The organism is Sphingomonas arabinosi, assembly GCF_036663715.1.
In the GTDB taxonomy this organism is placed as follows: Bacteria; Pseudomonadota; Alphaproteobacteria; order Sphingomonadales; family Sphingomonadaceae; genus Sphingomonas.
Genome location: NZ_JAXOJN010000002.1, coordinates 418,766 through 436,008, shown reverse-complemented (window position 1 = coordinate 436,008; position 17,243 = coordinate 418,766). Strand labels below are relative to the sequence as shown.

The 17,243-nt window shown below is 65.1% G+C and carries 17 protein-coding genes; 9 read left to right on the top strand and 8 right to left on the bottom strand.

Features of this window, described 5'->3' with window-relative positions; all coding sequences use genetic code 11:
• Window positions 1-63: 63 nt before the first annotated feature.
• The gene (gene cobU / locus U1708_RS04895; protein WP_332743297.1) at window positions 64-633 is read left to right on the top strand and encodes a bifunctional adenosylcobinamide kinase/adenosylcobinamide-phosphate guanylyltransferase; all 570 of its coding nucleotides are present in this window, start codon (window positions 64-66) and stop codon (window positions 631-633) included.
• A 323-nt stretch (window positions 634-956) separates the two neighbouring features.
• A complete protein-coding gene (locus U1708_RS04890; protein ID WP_332743295.1) occupies window positions 957-1,694 on the top strand; it encodes a Crp/Fnr family transcriptional regulator in 738 nt (245 codons plus the stop codon).
• 9 nt (window positions 1,695-1,703) lie between these two features.
• On the opposite strand, the gene U1708_RS04885 is transcribed toward U1708_RS04890, so the two are convergent.
• From U1708_RS04885 to U1708_RS04865, 5 genes are all read right to left on the bottom strand, one after another.
• Window positions 1,704-1,922, bottom strand: a complete 219-nt coding sequence (locus U1708_RS04885; protein ID WP_332743293.1) for a hypothetical protein — start codon at window positions 1,920-1,922, stop codon at window positions 1,704-1,706.
• Between the two features lie 110 nt (window positions 1,923-2,032).
• Window positions 2,033-3,049, bottom strand: a complete 1,017-nt coding sequence (locus U1708_RS04880) for an arginine N-succinyltransferase (protein ID WP_332743291.1) — start codon at window positions 3,047-3,049, stop codon at window positions 2,033-2,035.
• Complete coding sequence (locus U1708_RS04875; protein ID WP_332743289.1) at window positions 3,046-4,251, bottom strand: hydrolase; 1,206 nt, start codon at window positions 4,249-4,251, stop codon at window positions 3,046-3,048. The genes U1708_RS04880 and U1708_RS04875 overlap by 4 nt, the downstream gene beginning before the upstream one ends.
• 40 nt (window positions 4,252-4,291) lie before the next feature.
• On the bottom strand, window positions 4,292-5,194 hold the full coding sequence (locus U1708_RS04870; protein ID WP_307085430.1) for a DUF481 domain-containing protein: 903 nt from the start codon (window positions 5,192-5,194) through the stop codon (window positions 4,292-4,294).
• Between the two features lie 39 nt (window positions 5,195-5,233).
• Window positions 5,234-5,728, bottom strand: a complete 495-nt coding sequence (locus tag U1708_RS04865; protein ID WP_332743286.1) for an RNA pyrophosphohydrolase — start codon at window positions 5,726-5,728, stop codon at window positions 5,234-5,236.
• Between the two features lie 74 nt (window positions 5,729-5,802).
• Here U1708_RS04865 and U1708_RS04860 point away from each other — a divergent pair, with 74 nt between their 5' ends.
• From U1708_RS04860 to U1708_RS04850, 3 genes are all read left to right on the top strand, one after another.
• Window positions 5,803-6,744 carry a histone deacetylase family protein gene (locus tag U1708_RS04860; protein WP_332743284.1) on the top strand — a complete coding sequence of 314 codons (942 nt, stop codon included), beginning with the start codon at window positions 5,803-5,805 and terminating at the stop codon, window positions 6,742-6,744.
• The gene (locus U1708_RS04855; protein WP_332743282.1) at window positions 6,741-8,099 is read left to right on the top strand and encodes a cryptochrome/photolyase family protein; all 1,359 of its coding nucleotides are present in this window, start codon (window positions 6,741-6,743) and stop codon (window positions 8,097-8,099) included. Before U1708_RS04860 ends, U1708_RS04855 begins: the two co-directional genes overlap by 4 nt.
• Before the next feature lie 212 nt (window positions 8,100-8,311).
• Window positions 8,312-9,556, top strand: coding sequence for a class I SAM-dependent methyltransferase (locus U1708_RS04850; RefSeq protein WP_332743280.1), 1,245 nt, complete (start codon window positions 8,312-8,314; stop codon window positions 9,554-9,556).
• Window positions 9,557-9,680: 124 nt separating this feature from the next.
• Here the strand turns inward: U1708_RS04850 and U1708_RS04845 are convergent, their stop codons facing one another.
• Together U1708_RS04845 and purF are read right to left on the bottom strand one after the other, a co-directional pair.
• Window positions 9,681-10,391 (bottom strand): SDR family NAD(P)-dependent oxidoreductase, encoded by a 711-nt coding sequence (locus U1708_RS04845; RefSeq protein ID WP_332743278.1) that lies wholly within the window; start codon window positions 10,389-10,391, stop codon window positions 9,681-9,683.
• 16 nt (window positions 10,392-10,407) lie between these two features.
• Window positions 10,408-11,865 (bottom strand): amidophosphoribosyltransferase, encoded by a 1,458-nt coding sequence (gene purF, locus U1708_RS04840; RefSeq protein ID WP_307085415.1) that lies wholly within the window; start codon window positions 11,863-11,865, stop codon window positions 10,408-10,410.
• Between the two features lie 120 nt (window positions 11,866-11,985).
• On the opposite strand from purF, the gene hisI reads away from it, so the two are divergent.
• The 4 genes from hisI to U1708_RS04820 are packed head-to-tail and all read left to right on the top strand — an operon-like array spanning window position 11,986 to window position 15,121.
• A complete protein-coding gene (hisI, locus tag U1708_RS04835; RefSeq protein ID WP_332743274.1) occupies window positions 11,986-12,348 on the top strand; it encodes a phosphoribosyl-AMP cyclohydrolase in 363 nt (120 codons plus the stop codon).
• A gap of 59 nt (window positions 12,349-12,407) precedes the next feature.
• Window positions 12,408-12,830, top strand: coding sequence for a hypothetical protein (locus tag U1708_RS04830; RefSeq protein WP_332743272.1), 423 nt, complete (start codon window positions 12,408-12,410; stop codon window positions 12,828-12,830).
• 32 nt (window positions 12,831-12,862) lie between these two features.
• Window positions 12,863-13,315, top strand: coding sequence for a MerR family transcriptional regulator (locus tag U1708_RS04825; protein WP_332743270.1), 453 nt, complete (start codon window positions 12,863-12,865; stop codon window positions 13,313-13,315).
• Window positions 13,316-13,318: 3 nt separating this feature from the next.
• Window positions 13,319-15,121, top strand: coding sequence for an acyl-CoA dehydrogenase C-terminal domain-containing protein (locus U1708_RS04820; protein ID WP_332743268.1), 1,803 nt, complete (start codon window positions 13,319-13,321; stop codon window positions 15,119-15,121).
• 521 nt (window positions 15,122-15,642) lie between these two features.
• Here U1708_RS04820 and ahpF read toward each other — a convergent pair.
• Window positions 15,643-17,229 carry an alkyl hydroperoxide reductase subunit F gene (gene ahpF / locus U1708_RS04815; RefSeq protein ID WP_332743266.1) on the bottom strand — a complete coding sequence of 529 codons (1,587 nt, stop codon included), beginning with the start codon at window positions 17,227-17,229 and terminating at the stop codon, window positions 15,643-15,645.
• Window positions 17,230-17,243 lie beyond the last annotated feature (14 nt).

Here is a 17,243-nt window from a genome sequence, read left to right as displayed (position 1 = left end):
CTTGATCTTCCGCGCGTCATCGTCATTCCGGGCCCGTCGAGCAAGCGCGAAGGAGACGGTGGGATGCAATCGATCGGAACACCGTTCGGGAAAAGCCTGTTCGTGCTTGGCGGCGCACGGTCGGGGAAGAGCCGACATGCGCAGGCCGTAGCGGAAGCAGCGGCGTCAGCGGCAGCGGGGGATCGCGCAACGCGGCTAGTCTATATCGCGACCGCGCAGGCGTTCGACGGCGAGATGGAGGACCGGATCGCGCGTCACCGCGCCGACCGTGACGATCGGTGGCGGACCGTCGAGGCTCCGCTCGCGCTCGGCGAAGCGTTGCGACGCGAAGACGGTACGGAAACGGTGATGCTGGTCGATTGCCTGACGCTGTGGATGTCGAACCTGCTGCTTGCCGACGAGGCCATCGTGGCGCGCGTGGACGAGCTGGTCGAGACGATCGCGCGGTTGGAAGGCCGCGTCATCCTCGTCTCGAACGAAGTCGGGTTGGGGATCGTCCCGGATAATTTGCTGGCGCGGCGTTTCAGGGATGCGGCGGGCCTGCTGCACCAGCGGATCGCCGCGCAGGTCGATTCGGTCGACATGGTCATGGCCGGGTTGGTTCAGCGCTGGAAGACGCCGCACAGTCATTGAGCGTCATGAAATGAGTATCAAACCGATGAAATTTCGCCGATCAAGTATTCGTCGTGAATAAAACTAAACATTTGTTCGCTTAAAAAACCTGATCTCGCTTAGAGCGGCCAAATTTCAGCGTCGTCATCGGCGAACCCCGAAACCGGTAATTTTAATTTTGTTTGGATAATTGGGGAATTGATTGGAGCAAATCGGGTAGCTCAAACATTAATTAAAACATTCCACTCAGGTTATGTTAAAAGACATTATCGCCAGCCGATTTTTGGGCCCTGACGACCGAGAGATGCATGTGCTCCCGCCCCGATCTCTGCGGGATTACACTCATGGCTACGACGCCCAGCCCCCTGGCGCTGATGGTTCGGAAGTTGGAAACGCACGCGGTGCTGGACGACGACGACCGCACGGCTCTGCTCGCTCTGCCGTACACGCTGCGGACGTTCGAGCCGTCGTCCTATCTCGTGCGCGAAGGCGATGCGCCCGATCAATGCGCGGTGCTGTTGTCGGGCTTCGCGTATCGCCAAAAGCTGACCGGAGCCGGCATGCGACAGATCGTGTCGCTCCATATCCCCGGCGAACCGCTCGACTTTCAGCATCTGTTTCTGGATGTGGCGGATCACAACGTGCAGACGCTGACCCGGGCCGATGTCGCTACGATCCCGAGGTCAGCGCTCCGCGAACTGGCCCGGACACGTGCGGCGATCGGTAACGCGATCTTCGTCAACACGCTGGTCGAGGGATCGATCTTTCGCGAATGGATCCTCAACATCGGTCGGCGCGACGCACGATCGCGGCTGGCTCATTTCCTGTGCGAATTCGCGATCCGTCTCGATCGACAAGGGCTGACCGGACCGGACGGCTACGAGTTGCCGATGAGCCAGGAGCAGCTCGGCGACGCGCTCGGCTTGACCGCGGTGCATGTCAACCGAACGATCAAGTCGTTGGAGTCCGATGGGCTGATCGGACGCAACCGTCGGCGCATCAGCTTTCCGCGATGGGATGCGCTGCGCGAACTGGCCGACTTTTCGAGCCGGTACCTGCATCTCACGCAGCAGACGAGTTGATCGGTCGATCTATCGGTCGCGGGCTTGGTCGACCGAATCGATGATCCGCCCGCCTGCCATGAATACGGCGATCGGGCAGGCGGCGAATAGCAGCCAGCCGCCATATCCGGGATATTGCTGGAGATAGTGCATCCCGCGTTCGACGGCACCGAGCCCTAGGCCGTAGATGACGAGGAAGGCCTCGAACTTGGTCTTGATGATGAAGAGGCGCGCAAATCGGGTCCACATGGCGAGCGGATTAGCAAGATACGTAACAGTGGTCGATATCCGCCATTTCTGCGGGCATTGACGTGGTTAACTGTAAATTAACCCGACATTGAGGCGCCCGGGCTGGGCAGTCATAGGCGAGCGACGTGTGTAACGTGGTCGGTCTCGCGGACATCCAAAGCGCGTGCGCAATCTTCCGCCAGCACGACGCCTTCCTCGGTCTCGCGGACCTTGCCGAATGCGGCGCGAAAGTTTGCGAGGTGGCCGGTCGCGACGAGGGCCTCCTTACCGCCGTCGTCGCCGATCGCGACCAATTTGCTGTCGCGTGCGTCGGCGATCGAGCGGACCTGGTCGGTGCGCGCGGTCATCGTCGGGCCGCCGTCGAAGATGTCGACATAGTTTTCGAATGCGAAGCCTTCGTTCTCCAGCATCCGCATCGCAGCGCGGCCCGAGGGGTGGGGAAGGCCGATCGCGGCGCGCGCGGTCTCGGTGAGCATCGCGGTGTAGATCGGGTGCTTGGGCATGAGGTCGGCGATGAACTGATGGCCGTTGATCGCATTGAACTGATCCGCGTCCTGGAAATTCATCCCGAAGAAGCGACCCGCAAGGCCGTCCCAGAACGGCGAACCGCCGGCCTCGTCGATGACGCCGCGCAGTTCGGCGAGGATGCGGTCGGCGAAGCGTGCGCGGTGCATCTTGATGAACAGATAGCGGCTGCGGGCGAGCAGCAGGCCGAGGCCACCTGCGCGTTCGCCGGGATGAAGGAAGAGCCCGCCGACTTCGCTCGCGCCTTCGAGGTCGGTTGCGAGTGACAGCATGTCGGCGCGGAAGGTGCGGTTCAACTCGCGGCTATGCTGGGTGAGCTGGCCGATCCGGTAGCTGTAGAACGGGTAGCTCTGGCCGACCTGCGTGAAGATCTGGCAAGTACCGCGGACTTCCTTCGTCTCGATATTTTCGAGGATCAGCACGAACAACTCGTCCTGGACCGGGCCGTCCGTGCGCGCGAAGGCGGCGTGGCTGCGCTCCAGCTTGGCGGTCAGCGCGCGACGATCGGGCGGCAGGTTGGTGAAGCCACCGCCGGTGAGCTTGGCCATTTCGTAGAGGTGCTGGAGATCGTCGTCGACCGCGGCACGGATCCTGAAGCTCACAAACGGCCCTCCGCGATGCGCAATATGGTGACCGCCGACAGCGCCGCGCGCTCGGCGAGGCTGTCGGGGATCATGAACTCGTCGGTCGAATGGATCGCGCCACCGCGGACACCCATCGTGTCGACGACCGGCACGCCGGCGGCGGCGATGTTGTTGCCGTCGCAGACGCCGCCTGTGGCTTTCCAGGCGATGTCGAGGCCGAGGTCGGCACCGGAACTCTTGACCAGATCGAACAGGCGCGCGGCGCTCGCGTCGATCGGTTTTGGGGGGCGATTGAAGCTGCCATGAACCTCGATGCGGACGTCGTGCTCGGCAGCGACCATCGCGACCACGGAATCGATGTGCGACCTCGCGCGGGCGATGTCGTCGAGTGTCGCGGGGCGGAAGTTGATGCGGAGGATGGCGAGGTCGGGGACGACGTTGTTGGGGCCGCCGCCCTCGATCCTTGCCGGGTTCACCGCGAGGCGGGGGCCGCGCACCTTCGACAGGCGCACCGCGATGTCGGCGGCTGCGACGAGTGCGTTGCGGCCGTCCTCCGGGTTGCGGCCGGCGTGCGCGCTGCGGCCGTGGACGATGATCGAGAAGTTTCCCGTGCCGCCACGCGCCCCTGCGAGCGTACCGTCGGCGAGCGCGGGTTCGTAGGTCAGCGCGGCGACCTTGCCGTGAGCCGCGCGTTCTAAAAGCGCGGCGGAGGAGAAGGAGCCGGTTTCCTCGTCGGAGTTTATGACGATTTCATAGCCTATGCGGGCGGCGAGGGGGCTGGCTTCGACCGCTTTGAGCGCGGCGAGCATGACCGACAGCCCGCCCTTCATATCCGCGACGCCAGGACCGTTCAGCCGGCCGTCGTCCAGCCATTGCAGGGACTGGAACGCGTGATCGACCGGGTAGACCGTGTCCATGTGTCCGGTGAAAAGCATGCGGACCGGCGCGTCAGGGCGGACGACGAGGTGTAGGTGTTTGCCGTGCTGGATCGCCGAAACCACGCCGTCCGCGCCGATGCTGTCAACCGGCGTCGGCTCTACTAGCGTGATCTCGCCAGGCAGGACCGCGAATGCGTCGCGCAGCAAGCCGGCCATCGTCGCGACGCCCGCGAGGTTGCGCGTGCCGCTGTTGACGGCCGCCCATGACTCGACCTGCGCCAGCATCGATGCTGCGCCCGCCGTGTCGACGGCATCGCGCTCTATCGTCGAAAGTCCCCTCATCACGCGATCCTAGCGAGGCCGGGCGCGTGTGGGAACAGCGTCAGAAGCTGTAGACCAGCGACGCGCGGCTGGTGGTGTCGGTCGAGACCGAGCCGATCGGCGGTTCGCTCTCATACTGGACGCTGTAGGACAGCGCGGCGGACAGGGGGCCGATCAGCTTGGCGTTGATCGAGGTCGTGCCGCTGAGCGTGCTGTTGAAGCGCTGGACATAGGCGGACGCGACCTGGCTGACCGACAGCCCGCTGAGGATGCGGATGCTGAAGTTCGCAGTGCCACGCGCGGCGAGGCTGCTCTGCACGGTATCGTCGGTAAATTCGGTGTGACGATAGGCTGGTCCGAGTTCGAGATCGAGCTTGGTACCCGCGGTCTTGATGACGCTGTAGCCAGCGCCGATCGACGTCGAATAGCGGTTGTAATAGCCGAGGAACCGGTCGCCTTCATACTGGCCGACGCCGTAGACGTACGCGCGGTCGTCGATCTTGTAGTTGGGCTCGTACGAGGCGAGGTAATGCTCGCGCGTCGTGATGTTGAGGTTCGACTGATAGTCGGCCTGGGCGTGGAACTTGTGGCGCCAGCGCAGGCCTTCGCGGTTGAGGTCGAGTACCGCGGTGCCGCCGGCCGTGTCTGAATTGCCGGTCGTGAGGTAACCGCCGACCTCCGCCTTGCCGCTCCAGAGGTCGAGGAAGCTCGCCTGGCGGATGACCTGCGTACGCTGGGCGGCGCGGTCGGCCTTCCACTTCTCGGCGATCGCCAGCACCGCGTCGCCGCTGAGCGGATCGGCGGCGCGGGCGTATTTGGCGATCGTGTTGACGTCCGCCTCGTTGCCCGCCTCCAGCGCCGCATCGAGCATCGCGCGGATCGTCTCGGGGATCATCACCGATTGCGGATCGGGCGCGTTCGCCAAGAGGAACGGGGCGAACAGAAGAGGGGATAAGCGGCGCACAGCCGTTCCGTAACGGCAGCGTAGCGGATTGGGAACTGCTCAGCGTGCCGAGGTTGCGCCGAGATGTGGCGCGAAGGCGGCGAGTACCTGTTCGTAGAGCGTCTTCTTGAACGGGACGATCAGCCGCGGCAGGTCGGCGGGATCGCTCCAGCGCCACGCACGGAATTCCTCGTGCTCGGTGGCGATGTTCACGTCGGCGTCGGTGCCGTGGAAGCGGTACAGGAACCAGCGCTGCGTCTGGCCGCGCCATTTGCCTTTCCAGACCTTGCCGAGCAGTTCGGGGGGGAGGTCGTAGACGAACTCGCCGGGCGCTTCGGCGATCAGCTCGACCTTGTCGGGCATGACGCCGGTTTCCTCGCCGAGTTCGCGGAGTGCGGCGGCTTCGGCGTCCTCGCCGGGGTCGATCCCGCCCTGCGGCATCTGCCACGCCTCCAGCGGCGAATCGTTGCGCTGGCCGACAAAGACCTTGCCCTCGGCGTTGATCAGCATGATCCCGGCGCAGGGACGGTAGGGGAGGGTCGAAACGTCGGTCAAAATAGTCTCCGCAACGCAGGGGCTTGAGGCTCGGGCAGCTTGGGTCTCGGCCAGCGCGCTCCTACCTACGGAGCATGATCCATGTCGTCCACCATCCCGACTATGTCACGCCGGCGCCCGCGCGCTCGACCTATCGCTGGAACAAGAACGGGCTGATCCGCGACCTGCTGCTTGAAGAGGGCGATGCGGTCGCTTGGCACCGCGCCGAGACGACGCCGACCGCGTGGCTGGAGGCCGTGCATGACGAGGATTACGTCGCCGAAGTGCTTCGCGCGGACGTGCCGAAGGAGAAGGAGCGGCGGATCGGGTTCCCGGTGACGGAGGCGGTGGCGTCGCGCGCGGCGATCGTGCCGCACGGGACTTGGCTGGCCGCGTGCCTCGCTTTGGAGCACGGGTTTGCTGCGAATACGGCGGGGGGGAGCCATCATGCGCTGGCGAACACGGGGGCGGGGTTCTGTGTTTTCAACGACCTGGCGGTCGCGGCTGCGCGGTTGATCGACGAACGCCGCGTGGCGCGTGTTCTCGTCGTCGATTGCGACGTGCATCAGGGTGACGGGACCGCCGCGCTGCTCGCGGGACGGCCGGAGATCGCGACCTATTCGATCCACGCGGAGAAGAATTTTCCGGTGCGGAAGGCGCGGTCGACGGTCGACGTGGCGCTGCCGGACAAGGTGGGCGACGAGGTTTATCTGGCGACCCTGGAAGCGACGCTGGTGCCGTTGCTCGACGAGTTTCGGCCGGAGCTGATCCTGTATCAGGCGGGGGTGGATCCGTTCGATGGCGATCGGCTGGGGCGGTTGTCGCTGACCCTGGATGGTCTGGCGCGGCGGGAGCGGCTGGTCGCGGGCCTCGCGATCGCGCGGGGTTTGCCGCTCGCGAGTACGGTCGGCGGCGGGTACGGCGAGGATGCGCTGGCGATCGCCGAACGGCACGTCGCCGCGATTCTGACACTCGGCCAAACTTTTGCGGTAGCGGGTGACGCCGGACTGCGGGTTGAAGCATTGAACGCGCGATGACGACACCTTCCCTGCTCTGGCTGCGCCAGGACCTTCGCCTTCATGATCAACCCGCGCTGATCGCGGCCGCGCATGCGGGGCCGGTGATCCCGGTCTATGTGCTCGACGACGATGCGCCGGGGAAATGGAAGATGGGCGGGGCGCAGCGCTGGTGGCTGCATCATACGCTCGACGCGTTCGGCAAATCGCTGGCCGACAAGGGATCGAGGCTCATCCTGCGGCGCGGGGATGCGGTCGAGGTGCTGACGGCGCTGATGGAGGAAACCGGCGCCGGGCAGGTGCATGCGATCCGGCATTACGAGCCGTGGTGGCGCAAGGCCGAGGGAGCGCTTGGCGATCTGTGCCTGCACGACGGCAACCATCTCGCGCGCGTCGAGGATGTGAAGACGGGGGCGGGCGGGCAGTTCAAGGTATATTCCTCGTTCTGGAAGGCGCTCAACCAGATGATGCCGCCGGGCGAGCCCGAGCCTGTACCGAGGACGATCCCGGCGCCGTCGAAGTGGCCGAAGAGCCAGAAACTGGCGGACTGGGATCTCCTGCCGACCAAGCCAGATTGGTCGACGGGGTTCAAGGACTGGACGCCGGGCGAGCCTCAGGCGTTGGAGAATGCGAAGGCGATGGCGCCGATCGTTGAGGCGTATGACGTTGATCGCAACATGCCGTCGATCGACGGCACGTCGCGCCTGTCGCCGCATCTGCATTTCGGGGAGATATCGCCGCGTGCGGTGTGGCATGCGGTCGAGGGGCACGGCGACGCGACAACGTTTCGCAAGGAACTCGCGTGGCGGGACTTCACCGATGGCGTCGTGCTGACGATGCCGGATTACGGCGATACGAACGGACGGCCCAAGTTCGACAAGCTGCCCTGGCGGTCGGGCAAGGACGTCGATGCGGACCTGAAGGCGTGGCAGGAGGGCAGGACCGGATATCCGATCGTCGATGCCGGGATGCGCCAGCTCTGGGCGACCGGGTGGATGCACAATCGCGTGCGGATGATCACGGCGAGCTTCCTGGTGAAGCATCTGCTGATCGACTGGCGCGAGGGGGAGCGCTGGTTCTGGGACTGCCTGGTCGATGCGGATTACGGGAATAATTCGGTGAACTGGCAGTGGGTAGCCGGGACGGGCGTGGATTCGAACATGTTCGGGCGGATCATGGCGCCGTTGTCGCAGTCGGAGAAGTTCGACGCGGGGGACTATATTCGGAAGTGGGTGCCGGAACTGGCGAAGGTGTCGGGGGGGGCTGTCCACGATCCGGAGGAATCCGGTTGTCGGCCGCGCGATTATCCGGCGAAGATCGTGGGGCATCGGGAAGGGCGGGAGCGGGCGCTCGAGGCGGGGCGGCACGCGCGGTAGGGTGCGTCTGCTCCTCTCCATGGAAGGGGGGCTGGGGGTAAGTTGGGCTCCGCTTGGTCGAACGATAGTGGCTCGAACAGGCCTACCCACCCCCAACCCCTCCCTTTCAGGGAGGGGAGCGCGTTGCGGTGTTGGCTGGGTGATCGCGTTCTAGCCGTTTCCGCGCCGTCGGCTCTTTCCTCGCTGCGGCCCCTGTTGCATGGAGCGCCGCGATGACTGCCGTTCCCGCTTTCGATGATGTGCCCGCCGCGCAGGTTTCCCCGGTTGCGCGTCTCGTCGCGCCGGTTTTCCACCGACTGCTCGACCGGATCGACGCGGGGCTTGAGAGCGGCGGGATCGATGCACGGCTACCGGACGGCACGCGGCGGCTGATCGGCGGACGTGCGCCGGGGCCTTTGCCTGTCGTGACCGTGCATCGTTGGCGCGCGCTGGTGCGGCTTGCGACGGCGGGGTCGGTCGGCTGGTACGAGGGCTGGGCGGCGGGCGACTGGTCTAGCCCCGATCCGGTGCCGCTGTTCGACCTGTTCATGCGCAACCGGCGGTCGCTGGGGGGCGCGGCGCGATCGGGGGGCGTGGTGCGGCTGGCGGCGCGGGCGTGGCACCGGATGCGGCGGAACGACCCGACTGGCTCGCGGAAGAACATCGCGGCGCATTACGACCTCGGCAACGATTTCTACGAAACGTGGCTCGATCCGAGCCTGACCTATTCCAGCGCGATCTTTGTTGAGCCGTTCGATGATGCCGAACCGCATGAGGCGGCGCAGGCGACCAAGCTGCGTGCAATCCTCGACCGGACCGGGGCGGGGGCGGGCGATACGATCCTGGAGATCGGCTGCGGCTGGGGATCGTTCGCGGAGATGGCGGCGCGCGCGGGCGTTGGTGTGCATGCCTTGACGCTGTCGACCGAGCAGAAGCGGCAGGTCGACGAGCGGATCGCGGCGGCGGGGCTCGACGGCGTGCGCGTGGCGCTGACCGATTACCGTGACGTCACCGGGACCTATGACGCGGTGGCGAGCATCGAGATGGTCGAGGCGGTCGGCGAGGAATATTGGCCGGTGTATCTCGACGCGATCGCGCGTGCGCTGAAGCCGGGTGGGCGCGCGGCGTTGCAGTATATCTCGATCGACGATGCGATTTTCGACTCCTATTCGCGGAGTGTCGATTTTATCCAGCGCTACGTGTTTCCGGGTGGGATGCTGTTGTCCGAGCCGCGGTTTCGCGCGCTGGCGGAGGCGCGGGGGCTCGTGTGGGAGGATCGGCGCGGGTTCGGGTTGCACTATGCCGAGACGTTGCGGCGCTGGCGGGTGGCGTTCGATGCTGCGGTGGCCAAGGGGCGGTTGCCGGCGCGGTTCGATGCGCGGTTCGTGGCGTTGTGGCGGTATTACCTGATGTATTGCGAGGGTGGGTTTCTAGGCGGCGGGATCGATGTGGCGCAGGTTACTCTAGTGAAGCGGTAGCGCCTGCCATTCCCAATCCGTCATTCCCGCGCAGGCGGGGATCCATATTGGCGAACATCGTTGATTGAGTCGCTTGGCCAGCCAGTCTGGGTTCCCGCCTCCGCGGGAATGACGGGGTAGTGGCTTAACCGACCCGCTCGAGATGGCCGGGTTCGAAGCCTTCGATCGCCAGCGCTACGATGCGGTCGGCCACTATTGTCGGCTCTTTCACCGAGTTCGGATCTTCGCCCGGGTACGCCCGTGCGCGCATTTTCGTGCGCGTCGCACCCGGATCGACGATCGCGGTGCGGATGGCGCTGATCTCGGCCATCTCGTCGCCATATGCGCCGAGGAGGGTTTCGAACGCGGCCTTCGAGGCACCGTAAAGGCCCCAATAGGCGCGGGGTTTGCGGCCGACGCTGGAGGTCACGCCGATCACGCGGGCCGACTTCGCCTTCTTCAGCATCGGATCGAATGCCGCGATCAGGGCGGCCTGCGCGCTGACGTTGAGCGTCAGGAGCTGCGCCATTTCCTTCGGATCGATCGCCGGGACGGACGACAGCGAGCCGAGCATGCCGGCGTTAAGTACCAGAATGTCGAGCGCGTCCCAGCGGTCGCCGATCGCCGTCGCGAGCCGTGCGATGGCTTCGCTCTCGGCCAGATCGAGCGGAGCGATCGTTGCGGAGCCGCCGGCTGCGTGGATCGTCGCCTCGACCTCTTCGAGGCCGCCAGGAGTGCGCGCCGTCAGGACGACGTGTGCGCCCTTTGCCGCCAGCGCGATCGCGGTCGCAGCGCCGATGCCGCGGCTGGCACCGGTTACCAAGGCCAGTCGGCCTTCGAGAGGCTTGTCCGTCATAATCGCTCCGGGGATATCAGATGACGCGTTCGGCGAGCATCGCGAACTGATCGACTTCCGAACCTTCGTCATGGTCGGTCAGCGTGGTCGGATAGTCGCCGGTGAAGCACGCATCGCAATATTTCGGCCGGACATCCGCGCGCTTCGCCTCGCCGAGCGCCTTGTAGAGGCCGTCGATCGAGATGAAGGCGAGGCTATCGGCGTGGATGAAGCCGGTCATTCCGCCGAGATCGAGCTTGGCTGCGAGCAGCTTCTCGCGCTCGGGCGTGTCGACGCCGTAGAAGCAGGAATGCCGCGTCGGCGGGCTGGCGATCCGCATATGGACTTCGGCGGCGCCGGCTTCGCGCATCATCTCGACGATCTTCAGGGAGGTGGTGCCGCGGACGATCGAGTCGTCGACCAAGATCACGCGCTTGCCCTTGATGAGGGCGCGGTTGGCGTTGTGCTTTAGCTTCACGCCGAGGTGACGGACCTTGTCGCCCGGCGAGATGAACGTGCGGCCGACATAATGCGAGCGGATGATCCCGAGCTCGAATGGGATGCCCGACTGCTGCGCATAGCCGATCGCCGCCGGCGTGCCCGAATCGGGGACGGGGATGACGAGATCGGCATCGACCGGCGATTCGATCGCGAGCTGCGCGCCGATCGCCTTGCGGACCGAATAGATCGAGTGATCGTCGACGATCGAATCGGGGCGCGAGAAATACACCCATTCGAAGATGCACGGCCGTGCCGCCATCGGCGCGAACGGGCGGATCGAGCGTATTTCCGAGCCTTGGACGATGACCAGTTCGCCGGGCTCGATCGCGCGGACGAAGGTGGCGCCGACCACGTCGAGCGCGACCGTCTCTGAGGCGAAGATCACCGCGTCGCCGAGCTTGCCCATGACGAGCGGGCGGATACCCAACGGATCGCGGCAGGCGATCATGCCCTCCGGCGTCATCACGATCAGCGAATACGCGCCTTCGATCTGCTTCAGCGCATCGATGAAGCGATCGAGCAGCGTGCGATAGTTCGACGTCGCGACGAGATGGATGATCGTCTCGGTATCGCTGGTCGACTGGAAGATCGAGCCGCGCCGGACGAGCTCACGCCGCAGCCGCATCGCATTGGAAATATTGCCGTTATGCGCGATCGCGAAGCCGCCGGTCGACAGCTCGGCGTAGAGCGGCTGGACGTTGCGCAAGGCCGTCTCGCCGGTCGTCGAATAACGGACATGACCGCACGCGACGGTGCCAGGGAGGGCGCGGATCACGTCGTCGCGGTCGAAATTGCCCGCGACATGCCCCATCGCGCGGTGCGTGTGGAAATTGGCCCCATCGAAGGTCGTGATGCCGGCGGCTTCCTGCCCGCGGTGCTGCAGCGCGTGCAGCCCCAGGGCTACGAGCGCGGCCGCGCCATCGGTGGCGGAGACGCCGAACACCCCGCATTCTTCGCGGAGTTTGTCGTCATCGAAAGGATTGGTCGTCTGCATGCCGGATCTCACGTCGTGCGGAAGCTGCCCTATACGAGCGGTTGGCGGGCTTGTCGCCTGTTTGTAATAACATTGCGTGCTGCTGGTCGCATCAGGGAGGGTTTCGGGTATATCCGTGGCATGACACACAGCCGCGACACGGGCCTGACGCTCGATCCGAAATTCGATTCCGCCGGGCTTTTGACCGCGGTCGTCACCGATCGCGTATCGGGCGACGTGCTGATGGTCGCGCATATGAATGCGGAGGCGCTGGCCCAGACGCAGACGACCGGCGAGGCGCATTTCTGGTCGCGCAGTCGGGAAAAGCTTTGGAAGAAGGGCGAGACGTCGGGGAACGTGTTGCGCGTCGCCGAACTGCGGATCGATTGCGATCAGGATGCGGTGTGGGTGATCGCCGATGCCGCGGGGCCGGCGTGCCACACCGGCGAGCGGACGTGCTTCTTCCGGCGGATCGAGGGGGGCAGACTGGTGCCGGCCGAATGAGGCGGGTGCTGCTGCTTGCTTTAGTGTTGGGCGGTTGTGGACAGGAACCGAAGTCTGCGGTGGCGGACAGTGCGGGGGCTCGGCTGGAGGCGGCGGCCGAGACGGCGGGGATCGTGCCGGATCCGAACGCGCCGCTGCAAGGATCCTGGGCGCGCGATACCGACCGGGTCTGCGTCGTCGGCACCGAGAAGACCGCCCGGATCGGGGTCAGCGTCGATTATGGCGAGGCCCAGGGCTGTACCGCATCGGGAATGGTCGAGCGGTCGGGTGATGCCCTTAAGGTCGGATTCGGCACTTGCAAGTTCGACGCTAAGTTCGATGGCGACCGGATCGTCTTTCCGGCCGAGATGCCCGAGGCCTGCGAATCGCTGTGTACCGGCCGCGCTTCGCTGGCCGCTGTGACGGTGGACCGGATCAGCGAATCGCGATCGGAGGCTTCAACGCTGCGATCATCTGCCGGGAAGTTGCTCTGCGCTAATTGACGTTGACGTAAACGAGAGTTATCTCTTCGAAGATGGCGACACGAGCTTCTCTTTATCCGGTTTCTCCCGAGTCCTACGCGGTGATCGAACCGCGGCACGACCGGGAGAGCTTCACGATCTCCGACCTCTCCGCCGAGTTCGACGTGACCGCGCGCGCGCTCCGGTTCTACGAGGACGAGGGGCTGATCGCGCCCGAGCGTCGTGGTACGCAGCGCATCTATTCGCACCGTGATCGCGCGCGGCTCGCCTGGATCCTACGCGGCAAGCGCGTCGGGTTCAGTCTTGGCGAAATCCGCGAGATGATCGATCTCTACGATCTCGGTGACGGCCGGCGTGCGCAGCGGCAGGTGGTGATCGAGCGCAGCCAGGCGCGGATCGCGCTGCTGACCGCACAGAAGCGCGACATCGATCTCGCCATCGACGAACTCACCAGTTTCGTGGCCCTTCTCGAAGTGAGCCGCGCCCAAGACACCCCGCAAGGATAAACCATGCCCCAGTATACGCCCCCCGTCCGCGACACGCGTTTCGTCCTCGAGCATGTCGTCGGCCTGCCACGCTATTCCAATCTCCCCGGCTTCGATGCGGCCTCGCCCGACGTCGTCGACGCGGTGCTGGAGGAGGGCGGCAAGTTCGTCGCCGAAGTGTTGTTCCCGCTGAACCTGTCGGGCGACCAGCAGGGTTGCACGCGCCATGAGGACGGCTCGGTGACAACGCCGGACGGCTTCAAGGAAGCGTACAAGCAGTATGTCGAGAGCGGCTGGGCGACGCTCGGCAACCAGCCGGAGTATGGCGGGCAGGGCATGCCGCACGTCGTGTCGACCGCGTTTCAAGAATACATGATCTCGTCGAACATGGCGTTCGCGATGTATCCCGGCCTGACGCACGGCGCGATCGCCGCGCTGATCGCCAAGGGTTCGGACGCGCAGAAGGCGATGTACGTGCCGAAGATGGTGTCGGGCGAATGGGGCGGGACGATGAACCTGACGGAGCCGCAGTGCGGCACCGATCTGGGCCTGATCCGCACCAAGGCCGAGCCGCAGGCGGATGGCTCGTATGCGATCACCGGCACCAAGATCTTCATCTCGAGCGGCGAGCATGACCTGACCGAGAACATCATTCATCTCGTACTGGCCAAGACGCCGGGTGCGCCGGACAGCTCGAAGGGCATTTCGCTGTTCGTGGTGCCGAAGGTCATGGTGAACGAGGATGGGTCGCTGGGTGCGCGCAACGGCGTCAACTGCGGTTCGATCGAGCACAAGATGGGCATCCACGCGAACTCGACCTGCGTGATGAACTATGATTCGGCGACCGGCTGGCTCGTCGGCGAGGAGATGAAGGGTCTCGCTGCGATGTTCATCATGATGAACGCCGCACGTCTTGGCGTGGGCTTGCAGGGGCTCGGCGTGGCCGAAGTCGCGTATCAGAACGCCGTCCAGTACGCGCAGGACCGACGCCAGGGCCGCGCGCTGACCGGGCCGAAGGAGCCGCAGGAGAAGGCCGACACGCTGTTCGTCCATCCCGACATCCGCCGCATGCTGATGGAGGGCAAGTCGCTGACCGAGGGCCTGCGCGCGCTGATCCTGTGGACCGCGCTCCAGGCCGATCTCGAGCATCATGCCGATACGGAGGAAGAGCGCCAACTGGCGGGTGACATCATCAGCCTGCTGACCCCGGTCATCAAGGGCTATGGCACCGACATGGGCTATGCGATCGCGACCAACGCGCAGCAGGTTTACGGCGGGCACGGCTACATCGCCGAATGGGGCATGGAGCAGTATGTCCGCGATGCGCGGATCGCGATGATCTACGAGGGCACCAACGGCGTCCAGGCGATGGATCTGGTCGGGCGCAAGCTCGCGCAGAATGGTGGGCGCGGGATCCAGGCGTTCTTCAAGCTGGTAGCGGACGACATCGCCGCGGCGAAGGCCAATCCGGCAACGGCGGTGTTCGCCGAGGCGCTGGAGAAGGCGAACGGCCAGCTTCAGGCGGCGACGATGTGGTTCATGGCGAACGGCATGAAGAACCCGGAGAACGTCGGTGCGGGCGCGGTAAGCTATATGCACCTGATGGGGATCGTGGCGGTCGGCGTGATGTGGCTGCGGATGGCCGTCGCCGCGACCAAGCTGAAGGCGGCGGGCGAGGGCGAGACTGCGTTTCTCGACGCCAAGCTGGTCACGGCGCGCTTCTATGCCGAGCGGATCCTGCCGGATGCGGGTGCACTGCGTCGCAAGATCGAGGGTGGCGCGGAGTCGCTGATGGCGCTGCCGCCTGAGATGTTCATGGCGGCTTGATCGGGGCGGGCGGACCTTCGTTGGTCCGCCCGACTTGTTTCGATTGCGCCGGACGAAGCTCTATCTTCGTGTTGGGTCGCAGTCGAACTGTAGCGGTCGAGCTTTAGCGTGGCTGCCAGGTCCGCTTTTTAGCTAGGGTTCCACGGTTACTTGACGTGCGCTTTCGAGGACGTGGACACGCGGCGGAACATCCTGCCAGCGGCCGAAGTCGGTTGTCGATGCGGTATCGCGATGCGCTAGCCACCGGCGGACGGGCTTGGGGAAACCTACCCACCCCCGCCCCTCCTTTCAGGGAGGGGGGAAGTGACGTTACCGCGTGGGTAGTTCGGTGCTTCGCGCGTGAACGACGTAGAGAGAAGCCAAGCGCATCGGACTGTACCGAGGCGCTACCGCCCGGCCGCCGATCCGAACGGCATTTTACTGAGCGTACCACTGGTACCGAAGACCACTCGTTGGCAGCCGCCTAGGTGAGATACGCGTTGTCCAGTCGGCCGCTGGATGTATCCAGCGGCCGTGGGGTGTCAGGCGGCTTCTTCCCAGTCTCTCGTCTCTTCCGCGGGCATGCGGATCAGGTAGTCGAACGCCGACAACCCTGCTTTCGACCCTTCGCCCATCGCGATCACGATCTGCTTGAACGGCACGGTCGTGGCGTCGCCTGCAGCAAAGATACCGGGCTGCGACGTGTGGCCGCGGTGATCGATCTCGATCTCGCCGCGCGGGGTGAGGGCGATCGCATCGCGCAGCCATTCCGTGTTCGGGACCAAGCCGATCTGTACGAAGATGCCCTCCAGTTCGACCTGATGCATCGTGTCGTGATTGCGGTCGCGGTACGATAGCCCGGTCACGCGATCACCGTCGCCGTGGACTTCGGTGGTCAGCGCCGACGTTATGATGCGGACGTTGGACAGGCTCGCCAGCTTGCGCTGAAGCACTGCGTCCGCGCGCAGGTCGCTGTCATATTCGACCAGCGTGACGTGCGCGACGATACCCGCAAGATCGATCGCCGCCTCGACGCCCGAATTGCCGCCACCGATGACCGCGACGCGCTTGCCCTTGTACAAAGGACCATCGCAGTGCGGGCAATAGGCCACGCCCTTGTTCTTGTACGTGTCCTCGCCCGGCACGTTCATCTGGCGCCAGCGGGCACCGGTCGACAGGATGATGGTGCGGGCCTTCAACGATGCGCCACTCTCGAACACGACCTCATGCAGGCCGCCTTCGCTGGCCGCCGGGATCAGCTTGTCGGCACGCTGCAGGTTCATGATGTCGACGTCATAGTCGCGGACATGGCGCTCCAGCTCCGCGGCGAGCTTCGGGCCTTCGGTATGCGGGACGGAGATGAAGTTCTCGATCGCCATCGTGTCGAGCACCTGTCCGCCGAAGCGCTCGGCGGCGATGCCGGTGCGGATGCCCTTGCGCGCGGTGTAGATCGCCGCAGCGCCGCCGGCGGGTCCGCCACCGATGACGAGCACGTCGAACGCATCCTTCTGCGAGATCTTCTCGGCGACGCGGGCGGTCGCGCCGGTGTCGAGCTTGGCAACGATCTGCTCCAGCTCCATCCGGCCCTGGCCGAACGGCTCGCCGTTGAGGAAGATCGTCGGCACCGCCATGATCTTGCGCTCGGTGACTTCGTCCTGGAACAGCGCACCATCGATCGCGGTGTGCGTCACGCCGGGATTGAGGACCGCCATCAGGTTCAGCGCCTGCACCACGTCGGGGCAGTTCTGGCACGACAGCGAGAAATAGGTCTCGAAGTGGAATTTGCCGTCGAGCGCCTGGACCTGCGCGATCAGATCCTGCGCGGCCTTGGACGGATGGCCACCGACCTGAAGCAGCGCCAGCACGAGGCTGGTGAACTCATGGCCCATCGGCATGCCCGCGAAGCGCACGCCGATATCGGTGCCGGCGCGGCGGATCATGAAGCTCGGCTTGCGCTTGTCGTCAGCGGTAACCACCGTGATCTGGTCCGACAGGACGGCGATCTCGTCGATCAGCTCGCCCATCTGTCGGGATTTGGCGTCGTCGCCCAGGCTGGCGACCAGTTCGATGGGCTGGCGGATGTTGACCAGATAGGCCTTCAGCTGCTGCGTCAGATTGGCGTCGAGCATGAGGTAAACTCCGA